Origin of the sequence: Photorhabdus aballayi (genome assembly GCF_026153155.1) — a bacterium.
Classification (GTDB): Bacteria; Pseudomonadota; Gammaproteobacteria; order Enterobacterales; family Enterobacteriaceae; genus Photorhabdus; species Photorhabdus luminescens.
In genome coordinates this window covers 22,054-40,309 of record NZ_JAPFCD010000013.1, presented here as the reverse complement: position 1 = coordinate 40,309, position 18,256 = coordinate 22,054, and the positions used below count along the sequence as shown (strand labels likewise).

The window sequence follows — 18,256 nt, the reverse complement described above, 5'->3', positions numbered from 1 at the left end:
TTCCTCCGAAATAGAATTGATTTTAGGTAAATCGATCTTCAAAAGCGCGACAACCCCTTGCCTTGCTATCGAGCATTGCCACTTAAGTTTTTCTATCTACTCTTTTTATTTTCCGCCTAGTAAGTATAGATTGGATAATAACAATTCGATGAAAGATTTCACTAAATTTGCCTGAGTATCTGTGATCTCTATCTTAATTTGATATATTATGCATACGATTCACCCTACCATTATTCTATCTTAACCATCAACTTATTAAGGACTGGTCGCCGGCTCCGGTATTATAATCCCACGTTGCACGGCAGGCCTTAAGGCAATACGTTCGTGCCATGCACTTAGATATTCATGGTGACTAAAATCAAAATCAATAATTCTGGCAATATGAGTCCAGCCAAAATTGGCAATATCAGCAATGGAATACTCATCTCCGGCCAAAAAGGGACGATCACTAAGCCGTTTATTCAGCGTAGAGAAAGCTTCTTCCGTTAAGCGACGATAGCGCTGTATAGCCGTATGATTTTTTTCAGTCGCGAATATTTCAAAGTGAACCCGTTGTCCCAATATCGGCCCGACGCTAGAAGAATGAAACGTTAACCACATAATCGCCTCCCAACGGCTTTTAAATTCTTCCGGCAATAATTGGTTAGTTTTAGCAGCCAGATAAAGCAGAATCGCCGACGACTCAAAAAGCGTTACATCCGTACTTTCATCAACAAGTACAGGTATACGCCCGTGGGGATTTAACTGTAAAAACTCAGGCTCTCTATTTTCATCCTGATCAATTCGTACATGCTTTAATACATATGGCAACCCCAACTCTTCCAAAGCAATTGTGATCTTATATCCATTTGGAGAACTATCAGTGTATAAGTAGATCATCTCGCTATATCTCCCCTCAAGATAAATATTTAATAATTTAACTGCTAAAATATCACTCACATTTAAAATATTACTCTGTTATAGAGAATCAAAATTTAATTTCTCTCTATACCGCTAAGTAAATGAAAATATCATTAATTCTCAGAAATTGAAAATGAATATCACGGTGTCCATTTCTACACGCATAAATAAATTTTATTGATTTATTGTGTTGTCGGTAAAGGAAGTAAACATCAAAGTACGCAAGAAAGCCATTGATCTTCTTGCGGTCAATTAATAATAGGAAACCACAATGACATATCACAACAACTCAAATTAGTTCCAAGCCAATGAACATGATTCCACGCAGTCATCAGACAGAGCAGACTGCTCGACAAGCCAATCAATAATATTAACAATTTCAGGTCGAAACAGGGTTTCTGGTAATGTCACCGCATAATAAGCAAATCGGGAAGGCCATTTTTTTCTAATGCGACTTTAAGCCGGCCGGAATGCAATTCCTCTTCAACGCAAAATTCGGGCACCAATAATAGGAAAACAGGTTATATTGCTTTTCGCCCGATACCTCCACCCGCATTAGGCCAAGATTTACAGCGGATTTTGCTAACAATAACCAATACCTGTGTAAATGCGCTCATCAATCAGACAATTTAGTTCAGCTCATTCAGAGCAGATAAAGCCGTCTGCCGGAAACAATCGTAAGCTTCTGCCCAAGGTATTCTACTATGCTCAAAGACCATCGGGATCACAAGTTGTTGATAACGTTGTTGATAGATGGGATTACTTCCCAACTCTTCCAACCCAGCTCTCAGCTCATCAATCGGCGAAATCTGAAACTGAGGATACTGGCGGCCATAACGCTGAATATCCTGTTCAATAGTTTGTTGTACAAAACCAGCAAGTTGACGGATATCCGTTCCTATTGCATTCACAATGCAGTAGTTATCATGCAGATGACGAACCAGTGACTCGTCATCTTTTCTATCAATATTACGCATAAACGCAGCAGTCCGTCTCAGCATAGCTATCAGCTTGAGTGCTGATAATCGTCGTGCAAGGGAATGCTTCAACCGCCTGACCTTTTCCTGTTAGTTGCGTGACAAATGAACGAATATCGCGCTGTTCTGCCGCTTGCAGCAAATCAGACTCTATCAACTCCAGTTTGATAAATGGCCTTAGGTAGGGAGCCTGTACAACACGTTGGGGATAGCGGACCGAAATATCATTGTAGCGATATTCATCCCGTGTGATCTTCGGGTTGTTATCATCAATCCCAAAAAACCAGATGCTACAATAGTCGCTGATATCGTCTGAACAATATCCTTTCTGATATTTTTACGCTGAGATCGAGAGTACTGAACACCCACCAAAAATTCAGGCTGTGGAACCAGTTTGATATCCACATCTTCCGACATCCGGTCAAGCGAAATTCCGGCTTTTGCCAACGCTGTTCCACCAGCAAATACTAGTTTATAGGTATCAAACGCTAAAGGCTGTAGCAGACGAAGCAGTTCAACAATATAGTAATCTTTTTCTACAATAGAAACAGCACCGATACCTAGCACATCAGCAACATCTGCGAATAAACCTGATAAATCATCCATTTAACCGGCTGTTCCCCACCGATAGCACTCGTTTGAAACGGAGTGTGGTTTTGATTTGGGTATAAGCGGGAATCTGTGTTGATTTACCGCCAGTATAAGCAGCAGAAGCTCCATCCAAACGGTATTTCACCTTTAAACGCTCTAGTGCTTCAAGAATAACCGCATCAGAACCTCCCGGAGAAGCAGGCATTATTTTCCCAGTAATACTGTTTTTTCGAGCCTTGGTGTAAACACCGTATCCCACTTTCAGCAATTGACCTTCTTTGACCAAACTACGCAGTATCCTTCCTACCTGATCGTAACCAGCAATATCTTTAAAGTCGTCACGGATGAACACATAACGTTTTGATCGCTTCAAACGAGCCTGAATACGTTCTTTAATAATCATGAGGGACTCTCCAGAAATCATGCTCGATAAGCGTAGCAAACAAACGACATCTCGCGCTGTAAAATGTCAGATCTTTTCCATGAGTTGCTTAAACATCAGTAAGGTACTGAGCAACAAATAACGCTGCTCAGAAGTCAAACGCAAATAACGACGACTGGCCGGCAATCGGCTAACAACCTCAGAAGCGGCAAAATGTTCTACCTCAAATTGCCATTGCCCCTGATGAATATTCAAAACGAGATCCCGAAAATCCAGTTCCACTAACGTTTCGCCAATTAATGGATACTGATTAAGTAAATCAATAATCTGTTGCCCAAACTCTGCACCATGACAACAGTAATAAGTCACGGTCTTTCGCCGAAATATCCCCTTTACCTTGGCTTTAATAACGATTCTTTCCTTGAGTGAAGTGATTCCCTGCAAACGAAAACAACAACTCACAATATAGGCCAGAAATAACGCCTTCGGCTTTTCATAAACCTCAATCTGCAATCCATCAGGTAACGTCACCTGCAAACTTTCTGCTGATAAGCGCTCACAACAGTAAGGCGACAAATTCTGTTCCAGCCGATTTAACGTTATACCTGCCTGATAACCGACAGGATAGCGGGGTTTATTCAACCGCCGCCAAATACCATTAATGAAGGGAACGAAGTGGCTCAAGTTGCGCCTCCGGCAGTTCACCCTTAGCGAAAGTATGCGAAAGTACCTGTTCAACGGGTACGGGTTTAAACGGATTCACCCGTTGTACACAGAGCGTCCAAAACAGGGCATAGCTGGCGGTCAGACCCAATATGATGGCAAATGGAATATACACATCACCGGGATTCATTCCCGGAGGTGTAATGTGAATGATCGCCAAAATAATGCCTACACTAGAGATAATTTGAGGTAATGGGAAAAAGGGCGATTTATAAGCACGATGTAAATCAGGTCTGCGGATACGCAACAATATCACGGAACATGTCACCAGCAAATAAGCGACACACCAGGCACATACGGCAGCTAATACCAAAGGCATAATCCGGTTCAAATCACCTTGAATAATAAAGGCATGCAAACAGGGGATCATTACCGCAACCAAAATCCCAAAGACTGGCGTTTTAAAACGCGGATGTAGATAAGCAAAAATACGCGGTAATGCGCCATCCAATGCCATACCATAGAGAATACGCGGTACCGCCGCCATCAGGGTATTAATCGTTGCCGCTCCCGCCAGTAATAACCCAATACCAATCCAATATTTACCAAAATCCCCCATCACCTGGCCAGCAAAAGCAGGAATAGCCATTGGCGTTTCCAGCAAGCGAACGTTATTCTCCACATCCACCAGCACATTTTCTACCTGATGGCTGATTGACGCGCCATATAAGCCCATACAGACAGCCACTCCACACAGGCCCGTTATCATTGCTCGCGGCAGAACTTTGGCAGAATTTTTAATTTCCGGCGCCATTGGCGTCACCAGTTCACAGCCGACAAACATAAACATCGCCATACCGACCAGACTCAGCACCCCCAAGGGCTCGCTCAGATTAAGCCCCTCGCCAAACCAACTCTCCAGCGGCACAGCAAACGGCATTAATAATCCGCAAATACTGAAAATAACCAAAGTACTCCACATGCAGAATGTCAGCACAATTTCAACTTTACCGAACGCTTCAATACCCAACGCATTAAGTAATCCAAACGTAATCACTAACCCAACGCCAACCATCCATGAAGCGTTATAACTCTCCACCATCGTATTAAGGCTGTCAAAATTCACTAATGCCATAACACCGGAGAGGATAGTTTCTGCTGTACCCGCAAAAATATGGACAATCAAATAAGCCGAGAGCGCGCCGGTAATCGCCCAGAATCGCCCCATGCCACAAGAGATATAGTCATAGACAGAACCGGAGGTAGGCAAAATAGCTGCCGCCTCAGCAAACGTCGTCACTTGGGCCTGCATCATGATAAAACTGATCAGCATTGCCAGTACGAAAGTATCACCGCCAATCCCAAAACCACTGGTCACGGTCAGAATAACTGGGCTTGCCATGATCACCCCGACAGAACTTGCCAGTGCGGTAGGAAACCCCACCACTCCCTTTTCAATATGCGAAGTCAGTCGTGTTGACATCTTCATTTATCTTCCCTCTTACTTCTGGTCATAAAAATAACGCTCACAACGATTCATTTGTGAATTTTTTGTAAACGTTATTGAGGATAAATACACTATAGAAAGTGAAGAGGAATACCGACCATCGTCCTAAAGAACGATACCTAAAGAGGGATTAATAACTGAAAAAGTGTAACGAAAAATACCAGAATACAGAAAAAAGCAAAAATAATTACTTAAATATCAATCAATAAAAATAAAATCGCTTAGTTAATACATTAAGAAATTATTTCAGATATATACCAAAACATCTGTTCTTAGCAGATGATCATCACGTTGAGAAATTTCATTTATTGTAATCTATATCACGTTATTAATATGTTTATTTTGTGTTAATTCGGAATTTTAATTAGCATTTGATTAATTCTTAGTATCGATTTATCCAGTTAGATATTATTCTAAAGGGAGAACTTTCTTGTCTACTGTACTACCGAATAGCCGTGAAAATGCTTTAATCTACAGTTGTTTAAATACCATTGCACATTTGGTTCCTATCTCAGCCGCAGCATTCTATCTGGTGAATAATGAATTACGCCCCGAAAATTACATTCTGTACGGCATTTCAGACGAAACCCACCAGAATTATCTGGCTCATTTTCAGCATTTAGACCCATTAAAACCAGCTAATTATCAACAAGATGACATTAATATGGTTGGCATGGATCAGAAAACACTTACCAAACATAATAAATATTACCATGAATTTATGCTGCCAAATAACATACAGGACATTGCCGAAATATTTATCCGTCAACACAATCGAATTATTGCTGGCGTCTCTTTATTACGAGATACTCTATTTACACCAAAAGACTTTAACCGCCTCAGTGCTATTTTGCCATTAATTGAATTAGCTGTCAGAGACTTGCTGCCTGAAACACCCACTATTCTGACCGCTAAAGAACAAGAAATTATTAATTTAATAAGAGAAGGATCAAGTAACAAACGTATTGCACAGATACTTAATATCTCCTTATCTACTGTTAAAACTCACTTGCGTAATATCTTTGCCAAAACCAAAGTGACTAATCGTACTGAACTGGTTTCCAGCGGGTTTATTACTCGGCATTTGTGATTGGTAAAAATTCGGCCAATGTTGGCAAAGGTACAAGGCGAAAGACCCAGATTGAGTCAAATAACATTACTATTCGCCTCATTTGGTGAGTAGAATAGAAGCCCTATTTGACTCACAGGTGACGTAAATGTGGATATGGGAACAACCAAACTGGCCTGAACTTCATTGGAATGCCGACACTATTGCACCATTACTGCGAGATGTGCATTTCAACCAAGGATTGTTATTAGGCAAATCGGACTACGAAGACACCAATCAAGCATACTCTATTCAAGCGAAATTGAAGGAGAAAGATTGAATGCGGCTTCGATACGTTCATCATTGGCAAACAGGTTAGGCATTACGGAAGAAAAACCTTATCCAATCGTAGAAAAGAGTGACGGCATTACAGAGGTCGCCCTTGATGTGATAGAAAATAGCCACTCCGATTTAACTCTTGAACGTATACTCAAGTGGCATCAGTTAATATTCCCCGCAGGCTATACCATATTCAATCCTATACAAGGAGGTAAATTACGCGAAGGGATGATAGAAGTCGTATCCGGTCGTTTGGATAAGCCAACGGTTCACCTTGAAGCTCCACCACCAGAAAAAGTGGTTGACGAAATACTCCAATTTATAACGTGGTTCAATCAATCCCGAACAGATACCAGCCTTGATCCCATTATTAGGGCTGCAATTGTCCATTTATGGTTTGTAGCAATCCACCCTTTAGAAGACGGAAATGGACGCATTACCCGGTTTTTAACCGATCTTGCACTTGCTCAAGCCGAAAACCGCTCAATTCGTTTCTATGCAATGTCGGTAAGTATTTGCCATCATCGTAAGGCGTATTACGAAATTCTTAAAAACACTCAGCGTGGCGGCTTAGATATTACTGACTGGTTGGTTTGGTTTCTGAAAATATTGAATGAGACCTTAACAAACAAACTGCAAGAAATTAATCAGGTTGTGCAAAAAGCTAAGTTTTGGCGGCGAATAGATCAAACACAACTTACCGAAGAACAGACGAAAGTACTAAACCGTATGCTGGACGGCAATTTTGAGCAAGGCATTAGCAGCAGTCAATATCAAAAGGTGGCGAAGGTCAGCCGCGCTACTGCAACCAGACACTTGGCGCATTTGGTTGAGCTAAGTTGTTTAGAAAGCACCGGAGCTGGTGGTCGTAGCACTCGTTACGTTATTAATCACAAAGGATAAATCCGCAACTTACAACAGTTATATTTTTATAAACCATTGTGTTGCTTTTAAAGGGACGAGTTTCCTCCACATCAGGTAAGTAATGAATACGACCATTAGTCTTACCAAAGTAATCAACAAATATTAAAACTATATATTGAATAAATAATACATTTCTGTACATTTTAAACTATTCATAACGTTTCCAGTCTGATATGAAGCACCAAACACACTGAGCAAGTTTCCAGTGTGTTTATCACCTTCTCTACTTTCGATTAGTAGAATTCACATACTCTATTAGTTAACCTTTTTCTGCCAAACCTCAGGGAACCTATCTATTTGACTAACCCAACAAGATAAATCAGGAACTAACCAATTAAGTAGTTTATAACATTCGGCATGATACTCATCTATTGGTGGACTCAACCACAACACTGGCTCGTGGTGAAATATTCTATTTCTTAACCTCCTTATTTTATTTAGTGACGAAGAAATAGTTTTTCTTTTACGAAGCATTTTAGGGCAATAGGGAAAAGCTAATCGCAATGATTTCCACAACAATACTTCATATTTGATATTAAATAATGTTGTCCAAAAACCAAAGGTTAGTTCTGCTATTATCTTATTGACATCATCAGATCTGATTCTGTTCTTTACGTTAATGATTTCAGTATAAAGATCTTTGAAAACGGCATCGCCTTTCCAACTTTCATACCAATCACAGCGTTGATAAAACTTCTGTAAACTATAATTCAAGCTATTCCTTAAACTTATTTCTATAACAGAAAAGACTGGGACAAAAGATTCAGATAGTTTTATATTTAAAATATAACACTGGATTGCTTGATGTTTATCACCTTGCGATTCTTGTAAGTAACGAGCTAACCTTGCTGTAGAGAAATATAACTGTAGTTTTTCCCACTCCATGATTCATCCGGCCCTTTCCTTATTGAATTCTGGTGGTTGGGTAGTATATAATCAACTCGCTGCCCTGAGAAGCCCTCTCCTGGATAAAATGCCAGTGATGACCTTAGGTTTGACAATGGCCCCTCTCAATCAAGGGGCCTTCCTTATTTTGATCCGAAGATCAAATCAGTAACGAACCATCACGGATTTCAATTCAGTATAGTGCTCAATAAAGGCGCTACCGAATTCACGACCAATACCTGAGGATTTAGTGCCGCCGAATGGTAATGCCGGATCGAGGAATGTATGCATATTGACCCAAACAGTCCCCGCTTCGATACGCGGGATCATGCGCATGGCTTTGCTGAGATCATTGGTCCACAAACTCGCCGCTAAACCAAATGGCGTGCTGTTCATCAATCCAATCAGCTCTTCCTCATCGTTATAGCTGAGGAAAGTCCCAACAGGACCAAACGTCTCTTCCTTCATCAATGAATCTTCTGGGCTGTTAGCACGAATCACCGTTGGCGCCACAAAGAAACCCGGTCCGGCCAGAGCATGACCACCGTAAACAATCTCACTGCTTTCTTGACGAGCTTGTTCAAACAAGGACAGGATCTTGTTATAGTGCGCTTTGTTTGCCAGCGGCCCCATTTCTGTTGATTCATCCAGAGGCGAGCCAATTTTCATTGCCGCAAGTCTTTCAGACAACAATTTCAGCACATCATCCATATGGCTTGCAGGAATATAGAAACGTTCCGCTGCCGCACAAATCTGCCCTTGATTGAGATAACCGGCCTCCAGAACGCCATCGACAATTTTTTCAACAGACATATCCGCTAAAAACGCCGCGCCGTTTTTACCGCCCAATTCCAGAGTGGCGCGAGTCAATCCCTGTTCCATTGCTGATTTACCGACAGCAATACCCGTTGGCACCGATCCGGTGAAAGTCACCTTGGCACATAACGGATGGCCTATCAGTGCAGGACCAAGCACCGAACCAGAACCATTAATCACATTAATGACACCATCAGGGATACCCGCTTCTTTGGCTAATTCAGCCACTTTGAGCATGGTCAATGGGGTGTATTCACTGGGTTTCAATACAATAGTACAGCCACAAGTCAGGGCAGCCGCCATTTTCCAGATGGCAATCATGATGGAGAAATTCCACGGAATAATCCCTACCACAACACCAATCGGCTCGCGACGGGTAAATGCCGTGTATTGTTCACCCTTAAAAGAGGGCAAGGAGACATTCAAGGTTTCACCGCTGATCTTACTTGACCATCCGGCAAAATAACGCAGGAACTGAGCGGAGGAATCAATTTCCAGCATTCGGGACAACTGGATGGTTTTACCAGAGCAGAGAGTTTCTAACTGCGCCAATTCTTCCCGATGGGCCAGTAATAGATCTGCCAGACGATTCAGGCAGTGACCGCGCTCCATCGGCGAAGTTTGGGCCCATACCCCATGAAATGCCGCCTGTGCCGCTTGCATAGCAGCATTGACTTCCGCTGCACCGCCTTGATTAACAGTTGCAATGACTTCATCAGTCGTAGGATTTATGACAGAAAATGTTTCACTCCCCTGACCAATGGCTGATTGACCATTAATATAATGCCCATGATTATGCTGCAAAAAGGTCGTAACTGACTGTAATAAGTTAATATCACTCATTATTTACCTCTATCAAATAAGTGTTTTTTTAACCTTTACAAGCCAGATAATGCTTCACAAAACGGTCAACGGTGATTTCCCACAACACTTCAGTTCCTTTCGGCGCAAACCAGGAATCTCCAGGATGATATTCAATGGTTTCACCGCTCTTCACATCGGTCAATTTTACTGAACCTTCTGTAACGGTTGCATGCTCATCAAACTGATATACCATACTAAACTTGCCACGAGTACAGGCGAAAATCCCACAACTCAGGCTATCCGTTGGCTCACCAAACACCATTGCCATACTGGCCTGCGGCTCGCCTTCCAACACAGTCGCTCCCAGATTGCTTACGCTACCAATATCCAATAATTCAGGCAGAGGTTTGTTCAATAAAAGTGATTTAATCATGATGTTCTCGTTCCAAATAAAATAATTTATGAGTTTTCAATGAATACTACTGATATCAATAAATTAACGGCGACCTTTCCAGAACCCTGACGTTTGATGCCAAATCTTGCCCGCAGACACCATAAAATGTCGCAATTTATCTTTGCCAATAATATTTACATGAGGAATTGAACTCATCAGATCATAACGCTCAGATCCTTCGCTCATCCCTTCGGCCAATACTTTACAAACGATATGGCTTGGCGTGACCCCGAAACCAGAATAGCCCTGCACATAGAACACATTATTGTGCTGCGGCAGAGAACCAATCTGTGGGAACAAGTTCGCACTGCAACACAACGGCCCTCCCCATGCCAGTTCAACCTTCACGTCTTTCAGATAGGGGAAAACTTTCAGCATCAAGTGACGATTCCAGGCTTTCAAATCAGATGGGATATGTTCAATGAAAGGGGTTGCACTACCGAACAAGAGACGGTTTTCCTTCGTCACACGGAAGTAATCAATAACCGGGCGAATATCACTGTATGCACCGCGAATCGGGCTGATTTTCTCAATTAAGTCATCCGATAACACTTCCGTCATTAACTGGAAGGCATAAGTGTTAACCACCTTTTTATAAATATATGGCTCAAGGCCACTATTAAGAAAAGCGTTACAGGCCCAAAGCATCTTATTGGCGCGAACCGATCCCATCGCGGTACGAACCGTTACTCTAGAACCATATTCAATGTTCAGCGCCTCACTGTTCTCAAAGATTTTTACGCCCAAATCTGTCGCGGCTTTTGCCTCTCCTAACAACAGGTTCAGGGAATGAACATGCCCGGCCCCCATGTGCTTCAACGCACAAGTATAAACATCAGAACCGATCACCTTTTTCACATCAGAGCCGGTGTAAAGCTCAATATCTTCATCAGGAGAAACCGTCTTAAAATCTTGCAACCAGCTACGTAATGTCTTTTCCTGTCTCTTATTCATGCCAAGATAGCTATAACCACGGCAGAGATCAGCATCAATATTATATTTAGCAATACGATCACGAATGATGCCCGCACCCAAATTGCTGATCTGAAAGATCGTTTCCAACCCTCTCTCGCCAATATGGCGCTTGATCACCGCCAGATCATGACCGATACCCGCCATAACCTGACCACCATTACGACCTGTGCTGCCATAGCCAAGATAGCGACTTTCCAAGATTGCAATATTGGTGATACCCTTCTCCGCCAGTTCAAGCGCAGTATTGATACCGGAAAATCCACCACCAATAATCACGACATCGACATCCAGATCTTCTTGTAATGCCGGAAAACGAAGATCATATTTCTTAGTCGCAGCGTAATAAGTTAATGAATCAAGATGATTGTTCATGTGATAGCCCAATTAGCATCCAACATAATCACCGGATTATCTGTAGCACAGAGTCACATCACCATGTCCCTTTAGGGATATTTGCAACACAGTTTTAACATTTGTGACTCAGGCAAAATAACGGACGGGAGTGGGAACCGTCATAAACAGACTAAAAAGCTCCGCTTGTGATCTAATTTGTAGTTTTTGATAAATATTTTTCCGATGATTTTTTACCGTCCCCGTACTGATAAAAAGTTTCTCGGCAATCTGTGGTGAACCTTTACCTTGCAATATTAACTCCACAATCTCACACTCTCTCGGAGTCAAGGCATGACGAGTCTGAGTATCCAGATAAACCATTTCAGCAGCAGGAGCTTGCTGCGTCATTTCATCATGCAATCGCGCCACACTGCGGACAATTTCCAACGCAGTTTTCAGGCTTTTCCAATGCTGCTTCTGGATGAAAAATGGCTGATTTTCCTTACCAAAAAACAGACCAAGTTGTCTTTTAGGAGAGAGCTTCAATAAAACCCCTGTTTCATCCTGCCAACCAGTCTTACGATAAAAATTCAGATAATAATCAGTATGATAAAATCCTGAAGGGATAAGTTCCCATAAGGTAAATAGATCGGTATCTGCACCATTCATCAGCGCCTGATAGAAAGGATCTTGCAGATAAGCGCCCTGTTGATAAATCTGATTTATTGCATCACTGTTTTTCTTCTCGGTTTTACTCAAACAACGGGGAGGAAAACCTTGCTCGAAGGCATAGACAATAGCGTTATCAAAAGCAATAAATTGTTCCAGCCAAGTCAGTAAATTAGGATAAAATTCACTGGTTGCCACCGATTCAATCACTGCTGATAATCTATCTACATGAATATCCATTCAAGCCCTCGCAATTATTCATAAATTAATAATAAATCCGAAGCAGATATAGCCCGCCAATTCCATAGCGAAACTATATAAAAATCACACTCAAACTGGATGCACAACTTAATTATTGTTTATACGTTAATCAAATCACAATTATGAAACATTTTACTAATTATTTATGAGAACACTCACCCAGATCTAAGATTTTGTCACGGAATAGACGTTTTAACTGGATTATCCTCATTTTTTATATCACTTTCTCTAACAAGGAGTAAAAATGACCACCAAAAAAATTATTCTTGATTGCGATCCAGGACATGATGACGCCATTGCGATGTTATTAGCGCATGGCAACCCTAATATTGAACTATTAGCCGTCACGACGGTTGTCGGTAATCAGACACTAGATAAAGTTACTCACAATGCACTGGCAATAGCGCATATTGCTGGTATTACCGGCGTGCCCTTTGCCGCAGGTTGTCATCGCCCATTAGTCCGTGATATCGAAACGGCATCGGATATTCACGGTGAATCTGGTCTGGGCGGCGTGAAGTTGCCTAAACACTCTCGAACTCTTGATCCCCGTCACGCGACGGATCTGATCATTGATACCATCATGTCTCATCCGCCCAAAACGGTGACATTGGTTCCCGTTGGCAGCTTAACTAATATTGCTCTCGCCGTCCGTAAAGCACCGAAGATCGTTGAGCGGGTAAAAGAAGTAGTATTAATGGGTGGCGGATATCACACCGCCAACAGAAGTGCAGTGGCAGAATTCAATATCAAAACTGACCCGGAAGCCGCACATATTGTTTTCAATGAAAAATGGCCGTTGACAATGGTCGGTCTGGATCTGACACATCAAGCGCGAGCCACATCAGAAATCACCAAATCAATTTCACGTATCAATAATAAAGTGTCTCGGTTTGTCGTAGAACTACTGGATTACTATGGTCAAAGTTATCAGAAGAGGCATGGTTTCAACTGTCCTCCAATACATGATCCTTGTGCCGTCGCCTATGTTATTGATCCTACCGTGATGACAACACAAAAAGTCCCCGTCAATATTGAACTAAATGGTACCTTAACTGTGGGCATGACTGTAGCGGATTTCCGTCATCCAATACCAGAAGATGGCCACACCCAAGTCGCAGTTAAACTCGATCAACAACGATTCTGGCAATTGGTTATTGATGCGTTGAAAAATATCGACGATACCTGCGATTAAGCTGGCAAATAACCGCAGGTAGGGAACGATAATTAAAGCCGTTACTTTCAAAATATTAAACGGCTTTTAACGCCGCTCTAAGTCGCGGATATCGACGAGCCAAACGCCAACGCAATCTAAATCCCCGGGCATTTTTCCAGATCATTGACCAAATACCGCGCCCAAACAATTCATGAACCATTTGTTGTTTTATCGCCGAGGATTCTATCTCATTAATGGTATGCAAAATCCCTAGCCCCTCTTTCGCGATCTGCCAATGACACGCCGGCGCTTGCTTAACTTGCTGTGGATAACGCTGATTAATATCATTAAGCATCTCCAGGATTTTCATATAATGATGTGCTGTCCTCACCTTAATACGATCATCCGCAGGAGCATGGGACACCGAAGAAGAGTGGATCAGATAATCATAAAAAGATTCATCAATATATTGCACACGATTTGCCGTCAGCAACAGTTCTGTCGTCCACGGAATATCTTGATGATGCAACCCCGGTTCAAACTGATAATGATGTTTTGCCAGAAAAGCCCGTTTATAGATATTTAACCAAGTTACATGCAGGAATTTGCGTGAGCTCAGTGCTTGTTGCAACCATTCTGGTCCACTCAGAACTGCGGTAGAAGAGAGGCGATCGGAAGGAAAAATCTTTCGAGCCGGCCGACCATCATCATAAACATAATGACCGTTGCAAGTAGCAATATCCAGATCATTATTCTGAGCAATCTCTAACAATCGGTTATACATACCCGGATAAATGACATCATCAATATCAGGGAAAGCCACATAATCACCTTTGGCTTTCGCTAATCCCGTATTACGGGCAACAGAAACCCCTTTATTTTTCTGCGTGATAATTTCTGTCTTTGGGAGTTTTTCGGCATATTGTTCAATAATCTGGCGACTATTATCCGTAGAACCATCGTCAATCAAAATTAACTCAAAATCAGTTAGCTTTTGCCGAGATAAATTGACAAAAAACTGCGGTAAAAATCGTTCTCCATTATAAATAGGTACGACAATGCTGAGTTTTAGTGATATAGACATAAAATCAATATATTCCTTTAGCCCAAAGGTGTTACTTTTTTATATTAATGTTATCTGGATATTTATCAGGGATAATAATTTCCATATATAAATATAAATCTAATAAATATTTATTAACTTTACATTACACCTAAAAATAAGATAGTAATGATTCATAGTGATTTTTATTTTAAATCGTTATCATTGATATACACTATATAATTAAACACATCCAGATAATTTATATTTTAATGCTACATCTATTACCAATTAATTATTATATCAATATCGCCATTAATAAATTTTACCGTTCAAATTTATCAATAGCCGATATTTTCATCAACATTACCGTTGAAACTAATAATAGTTCAACCGCAATTAAACAATTACTCACTACATTTCACATCAACTAATATAATGATGTTATTGTTTACCTTTGGTTTTAGTAAGTTGGGTTTCACCAGCCCCTAGATTTTCATCTTCCACTCTCTAGAAAAGGAATCTAATATTATGAAAAAACAGGAAAAGATAGCCTGCCGGGCAATTATTACCGCCAGCTTGCTGACACTGATAACGGGCTGTAGCCATATGGAAAAAATTCATATGCCAGAAGAAAATAAACCCGTCCTTTCTACTAAGCTGAACATCCATCAGCCTACATCGATCATTGTTCCTGTCACTATCTCCGGTAAAGAATATCAATTCTTGCTGGATACTGGCGCCAGTTATACCTTCATCGATAATAAGCTGGCAAAAACGTTGACACAAATCACACCAGAATCAAAAATTCCGGTTACATTCCACCGTATGTTGTCTGATGGACTGGTTACAACCAGTGAAAAACGTTTACACAAAGCTGACCTCACATTATGGCAACCCCTGGCAATTACCCTCGGCAATTATACGGTGCCGGGTTCCGATCCCTGGATTGGCATTGATATGAACCTTTTTAATCAGTCCCTTGGTCAGGATCTGGATGGTATTCTTGGAATTGACACTTTTCGTCAGCTAAATTGGGAAATAAATAACCTGAACCACACATTGACAGTATGGCGCCATGCCCCTTCAATCCTAAATTACCAACAATGCGAACCTTACAGTGATAACTATGGCAGATCTCCCGCAATCCAGGTTTCTAATGTTGTTTTTAATATAGATACCGGGGCCGATTACAGCTATGCTTCTCAGGAATTTATTGAATACCTGAAAAAAGAGCATAAAGATAAAATTTCTGAAGGAACCAGTGTCAAATACGCTTCCGCAAGTGGGCTTGATAGTGGTAAAGAGTACCTGATTGATGGTTTTTATTTACAGCAATTGCCAGTGGGTCGCCTGAGAATTGGTGAAAATAAAAACGATCTATATAATCTTGGTATGAGTTTCTTCTCGCGTTTTGATGATTATCTGTTTATCCCAAATAAAATGCTGCTCTGTTTTAACGCCAAAAATTTCACCCGTTATGACAACCCACTACTTCGCACGATCGCAATACGCTATTTTAATAACAAAGTAGAAATATTTTATAACGATGCCAAAGATATTGAAAAATTTGGATTAAAGAACGGTGATATTGTACTGGAAGTTAATGGTCAACCAGCCCTTCCCAAGGATATCACCTATCTTCGTAATCAATTGTCAGAAACACCATCGGGTAAATTGACAATAAAAATTGAACGGAATGGCACCCAGAAAATTATAACCATTTAATAAAGCCATTTATTGGGGGAGAACTTATATCTCCCTCAATAAACTTATTCCCCAATTTGGTATTTATTCTGTTTATAAGCAAGATAGGTTTTAGGTAAATTCTTTTCTTTCAACGCCTGCCATATTGCCAACGCCTGTTTTTTTCCTTTCCCTTTATTTTCCGGATCAGCAATAAAATCACTGATAAAATTATTCAAACGAGCAGAAGGGATCTGTGGGAGCCTGCCTTCCTGCTGTTTTAAAGAAGCCAAGTGCTCGACCAAATCGCTATAGGTAATTTTATTATTATTGACAATTTGCGCCTTACGCCAATGATTCAACCAATACCATTGGCCGGATTTATCTGGTAATGGCCCATATTGACGGTTCACCTGTTCTAATAAGAAATTTTTCGTTTGCTTGTCACTGACATAATTTATCACCAAACTTTTTAGGGTGAGTAAATCTCGACCTGCACGATCCCTTTTATTAGGAATAGCAATAGGCAAATCGCCAGAATAACCAAATAGCCGTGACCGAATATGTAGCTCAAGTTCATTCTTTTTTAAGTGACTTGCTGCAATTCCTAAAGATTTAGCAAACTGCCGAAGTTCAGTTACGTAAAAATAACCATTCTCAAACGCTTCCTGACTCATGCCTTTATGCAATTTACTCACAGTGACATTCCCTTAATCGTATTTGCCAGTTACCGTCAACCCATTTGCTCGACCTTATTAAGGTTAGCACGGTAATTCTCTCCAACAGTAAGAAAATTTCTAAGAAATGAAGGGGAAAGCAACTGTTAGCCTTTTGATTTAGTGCTGAAATCAAACAGATCTGTTAACTCAATCTGTAAACCATTCGCAATAATATTGATGATTTCCAGCGTAGGATTTCTAACCCCACGCTCAATACCGCTGATATACGTCCGGTCGATTCCACATTTATCGGCAAAAGCTTCCTGAGACATGCCAGACGATTGCCTGAAATACCTAACTCTTTGTCCAAAAAGGAATTTTATAGCATTTGGCTTTTTCATCCGATAAGTATCGAATTATGTTACTTATCAGACCACGGACTATGAGTCACTTTTTGCGACAAGTTATGTTATCATATGTGACTTATAGTCTACTATGTAACGACTTACCTTTTCATATCAAAGCTATCCGTAATGCGGAGGATTAATAATGAGAAATCAGGACTGGCACCCAGCAGACATTATCGCCGAGCTGAAAAAACGGGGAACATCATTAGCCGCTGTTTCAAGGAAAGCAGGGTTAGCATCATCCACCCTTGCTAATACCCTGCAACGCCGCTGGCCCAAAGGTCAACGGCTTATTGCCGCGGCTTTAGATTGCGATCCCGCTGAAATATGGCCTTCGAGGTACACAAAGTAAGTGGCTGTAGATCAAAATGGAGCAGTTTATCAATAAGATAAGCTGCCCCGATCTACTTTATACTTAAAATGTGTTTTTGAGGTGTGCTATGAAGCATAGAATTAACGTAACCGTTGATAAAGAAAATTATCTGATCCTAAGTTCAGCCGGTGTAAACATTTCGGGTTTCGTTAATGAAATCATGACCAGAGAAGCTCAACGAATCAAAGCTGAAAGTTGGAAAGTAGATAATCGCAAAGGAATGGAAGAAGTTGCTCAATTTATTGAACAATATGGCTCATTTGCTGATGAAAACAGGAACTGGTAAATGCAATTTGTTGCTTATAAATACAAACGGAGCGAAAGCAAATACAGTATGTTTGTTGATGTACAAAGCGACATCATTGAGATACCAGGAAGGTGTAAAAACTCAATACCCAAATAAAG

Annotated in this window: 17 protein-coding genes and 3 pseudogenes; 7 read left to right on the top strand and 13 right to left on the bottom strand. The window is 41.0% G+C overall.

The window, feature by feature from the left end:
• Positions 1–255: 255 nt before the first annotated feature.
• From OO184_RS09260 to OO184_RS09240, 5 genes and pseudogenes are all read right to left on the bottom strand, one after another.
• Positions 256–879, bottom strand: a complete 624-nt coding sequence (locus tag OO184_RS09260; protein ID WP_265378924.1) for a glutathione S-transferase family protein — start codon at positions 877–879, stop codon at positions 256–258.
• A gap of 650 nt (positions 880–1,529) precedes the next feature.
• A pseudogene (locus OO184_RS09255) lies at positions 1,530–2,483 on the bottom strand (nucleotidyl transferase AbiEii/AbiGii toxin family protein).
• Positions 2,476–2,871, bottom strand: a complete 396-nt coding sequence (locus tag OO184_RS09250; RefSeq protein ID WP_265378923.1) for a DUF6088 family protein — start codon at positions 2,869–2,871, stop codon at positions 2,476–2,478. The pseudogene OO184_RS09255 and the gene OO184_RS09250 overlap by 8 nt, the downstream one beginning before the upstream one ends.
• 66 nt (positions 2,872–2,937) lie before the next feature.
• Complete coding sequence (locus OO184_RS09245) at positions 2,938–3,534, bottom strand: DUF3156 family protein (RefSeq protein WP_265378922.1); 597 nt, start codon at positions 3,532–3,534, stop codon at positions 2,938–2,940.
• Complete coding sequence (locus OO184_RS09240; protein WP_265378921.1) at positions 3,509–5,002, bottom strand: APC family permease; 1,494 nt, start codon at positions 5,000–5,002, stop codon at positions 3,509–3,511. Before OO184_RS09240 ends, OO184_RS09245 begins: the two co-directional genes overlap by 26 nt.
• Positions 5,003–5,450: 448 nt before the next feature.
• On the opposite strand from OO184_RS09240, the gene OO184_RS09235 reads away from it, so the two are divergent.
• Positions 5,451–6,110 carry a response regulator transcription factor gene (locus OO184_RS09235; protein WP_265378920.1) on the top strand — a complete coding sequence of 220 codons (660 nt, stop codon included), beginning with the start codon at positions 5,451–5,453 and terminating at the stop codon, positions 6,108–6,110.
• A gap of 127 nt (positions 6,111–6,237) precedes the next feature.
• Positions 6,238–7,310: pseudogene (locus OO184_RS09230) on the top strand (Fic family protein).
• Positions 7,311–7,586: 276 nt separating this feature from the next.
• Here the strand turns inward: OO184_RS09230 and OO184_RS09225 are convergent.
• The 5 genes from OO184_RS09225 to OO184_RS09205 all read right to left on the bottom strand — a co-directional run bounded on the left by OO184_RS09225 (position 7,587) and on the right by OO184_RS09205 (position 12,507).
• Positions 7,587–8,216, bottom strand: a complete 630-nt coding sequence (locus OO184_RS09225) for a hypothetical protein (protein WP_265378919.1) — start codon at positions 8,214–8,216, stop codon at positions 7,587–7,589.
• Positions 8,217–8,381: 165 nt separating this feature from the next.
• Positions 8,382–9,875 (bottom strand): aldehyde dehydrogenase family protein, encoded by a 1,494-nt coding sequence (locus OO184_RS09220; protein ID WP_265378918.1) that lies wholly within the window; start codon positions 9,873–9,875, stop codon positions 8,382–8,384.
• Positions 9,876–9,903: 28 nt separating this feature from the next.
• On the bottom strand, positions 9,904–10,269 hold the full coding sequence (locus tag OO184_RS09215) for a cupin domain-containing protein (RefSeq protein WP_049582896.1): 366 nt from the start codon (positions 10,267–10,269) through the stop codon (positions 9,904–9,906).
• A 63-nt stretch (positions 10,270–10,332) separates the two neighbouring features.
• Positions 10,333–11,637, bottom strand: coding sequence for an NAD(P)/FAD-dependent oxidoreductase (locus OO184_RS09210; protein ID WP_265378917.1), 1,305 nt, complete (start codon positions 11,635–11,637; stop codon positions 10,333–10,335).
• A 108-nt stretch (positions 11,638–11,745) separates the two neighbouring features.
• Positions 11,746–12,507 (bottom strand): response regulator transcription factor, encoded by a 762-nt coding sequence (locus tag OO184_RS09205; protein ID WP_265378916.1) that lies wholly within the window; start codon positions 12,505–12,507, stop codon positions 11,746–11,748.
• A gap of 265 nt (positions 12,508–12,772) precedes the next feature.
• On the opposite strand from OO184_RS09205, the gene uriH reads away from it, so the two are divergent.
• A complete protein-coding gene (uriH, locus tag OO184_RS09200) occupies positions 12,773–13,723 on the top strand; it encodes a uridine-preferring nucleoside hydrolase UriH (protein WP_265378915.1) in 951 nt (316 codons plus the stop codon).
• A gap of 55 nt (positions 13,724–13,778) precedes the next feature.
• On the opposite strand, the gene OO184_RS09195 is transcribed toward uriH, so the two are convergent.
• Positions 13,779–14,768, bottom strand: coding sequence for a glycosyltransferase (locus tag OO184_RS09195; protein WP_265378914.1), 990 nt, complete (start codon positions 14,766–14,768; stop codon positions 13,779–13,781).
• 489 nt (positions 14,769–15,257) lie between these two features.
• Between OO184_RS09195 and OO184_RS09190 the strand changes: the two genes are divergently transcribed.
• Positions 15,258–16,454, top strand: a complete 1,197-nt coding sequence (locus OO184_RS09190) for an aspartyl protease family protein (protein WP_265378913.1) — start codon at positions 15,258–15,260, stop codon at positions 16,452–16,454.
• Positions 16,455–16,498: 44 nt separating this feature from the next.
• Here OO184_RS09190 and OO184_RS09185 read toward each other — a convergent pair whose 3' ends face one another.
• Both OO184_RS09185 and xreR1 read right to left on the bottom strand, forming a co-directional pair.
• Entirely contained in the window at positions 16,499–17,110 is a 612-nt protein-coding gene (locus tag OO184_RS09185; protein WP_265378912.1) for a hypothetical protein, read from the bottom strand.
• A 125-nt stretch (positions 17,111–17,235) separates the two neighbouring features.
• Positions 17,236–17,472, bottom strand: coding sequence for a cell morphology transcriptional regulator XreR1 (xreR1, locus tag OO184_RS09180; protein WP_265378911.1), 237 nt, complete (start codon positions 17,470–17,472; stop codon positions 17,236–17,238).
• A 148-nt stretch (positions 17,473–17,620) separates the two neighbouring features.
• Between xreR1 and xreR2 the strand changes: the two genes are divergently transcribed.
• The 3 genes and pseudogenes from xreR2 to OO184_RS09165 all read left to right on the top strand — a co-directional run.
• On the top strand, positions 17,621–17,830 hold the full coding sequence (gene xreR2, locus OO184_RS09175; RefSeq protein WP_265378910.1) for a cell morphology transcriptional regulator XreR2: 210 nt from the start codon (positions 17,621–17,623) through the stop codon (positions 17,828–17,830).
• 88 nt (positions 17,831–17,918) lie between these two features.
• Complete coding sequence (gene ccdA / locus OO184_RS09170; protein ID WP_265378909.1) at positions 17,919–18,137, top strand: type II toxin-antitoxin system antitoxin CcdA; 219 nt, start codon at positions 17,919–17,921, stop codon at positions 18,135–18,137.
• Positions 18,138–18,230: pseudogene (locus OO184_RS09165) on the top strand (CcdB family protein); the annotation flags it as partial.
• Positions 18,231–18,256 lie beyond the last annotated feature (26 nt).

Coding starts and splice junctions, on each gene's coding strand:
- OO184_RS09260 (WP_265378924.1), bottom strand. CDS start 879: ATGATCTACTTATACACTGATAGTTCTCCAAATGGATATAAGATCACA.
- OO184_RS09195 (WP_265378914.1), bottom strand. CDS start 14,768: ATGTCTATATCACTAAAACTCAGCATTGTCGTACCTATTTATAATGGA.
- OO184_RS09220 (WP_265378918.1), bottom strand. CDS start 9,875: ATGAGTGATATTAACTTATTACAGTCAGTTACGACCTTTTTGCAGCAT.
- OO184_RS09215 (WP_049582896.1), bottom strand. CDS start 10,269: ATGATTAAATCACTTTTATTGAACAAACCTCTGCCTGAATTATTGGAT.
- OO184_RS09210 (WP_265378917.1), bottom strand. CDS start 11,637: ATGAACAATCATCTTGATTCATTAACTTATTACGCTGCGACTAAGAAA.
- OO184_RS09240 (WP_265378921.1), bottom strand. CDS start 5,002: ATGAAGATGTCAACACGACTGACTTCGCATATTGAAAAGGGAGTGGTG.
- ccdA (WP_265378909.1), top strand. CDS start 17,919: ATGAAGCATAGAATTAACGTAACCGTTGATAAAGAAAATTATCTGATC.
- OO184_RS09225 (WP_265378919.1), bottom strand. CDS start 8,216: ATGGAGTGGGAAAAACTACAGTTATATTTCTCTACAGCAAGGTTAGCT.
- uriH (WP_265378915.1), top strand. CDS start 12,773: ATGACCACCAAAAAAATTATTCTTGATTGCGATCCAGGACATGATGAC.
- xreR2 (WP_265378910.1), top strand. CDS start 17,621: ATGAGAAATCAGGACTGGCACCCAGCAGACATTATCGCCGAGCTGAAA.
- OO184_RS09205 (WP_265378916.1), bottom strand. CDS start 12,507: ATGGATATTCATGTAGATAGATTATCAGCAGTGATTGAATCGGTGGCA.
- OO184_RS09190 (WP_265378913.1), top strand. CDS start 15,258: ATGAAAAAACAGGAAAAGATAGCCTGCCGGGCAATTATTACCGCCAGC.
- OO184_RS09250 (WP_265378923.1), bottom strand. CDS start 2,871: ATGATTATTAAAGAACGTATTCAGGCTCGTTTGAAGCGATCAAAACGT.
- xreR1 (WP_265378911.1), bottom strand. CDS start 17,472: ATGAAAAAGCCAAATGCTATAAAATTCCTTTTTGGACAAAGAGTTAGG.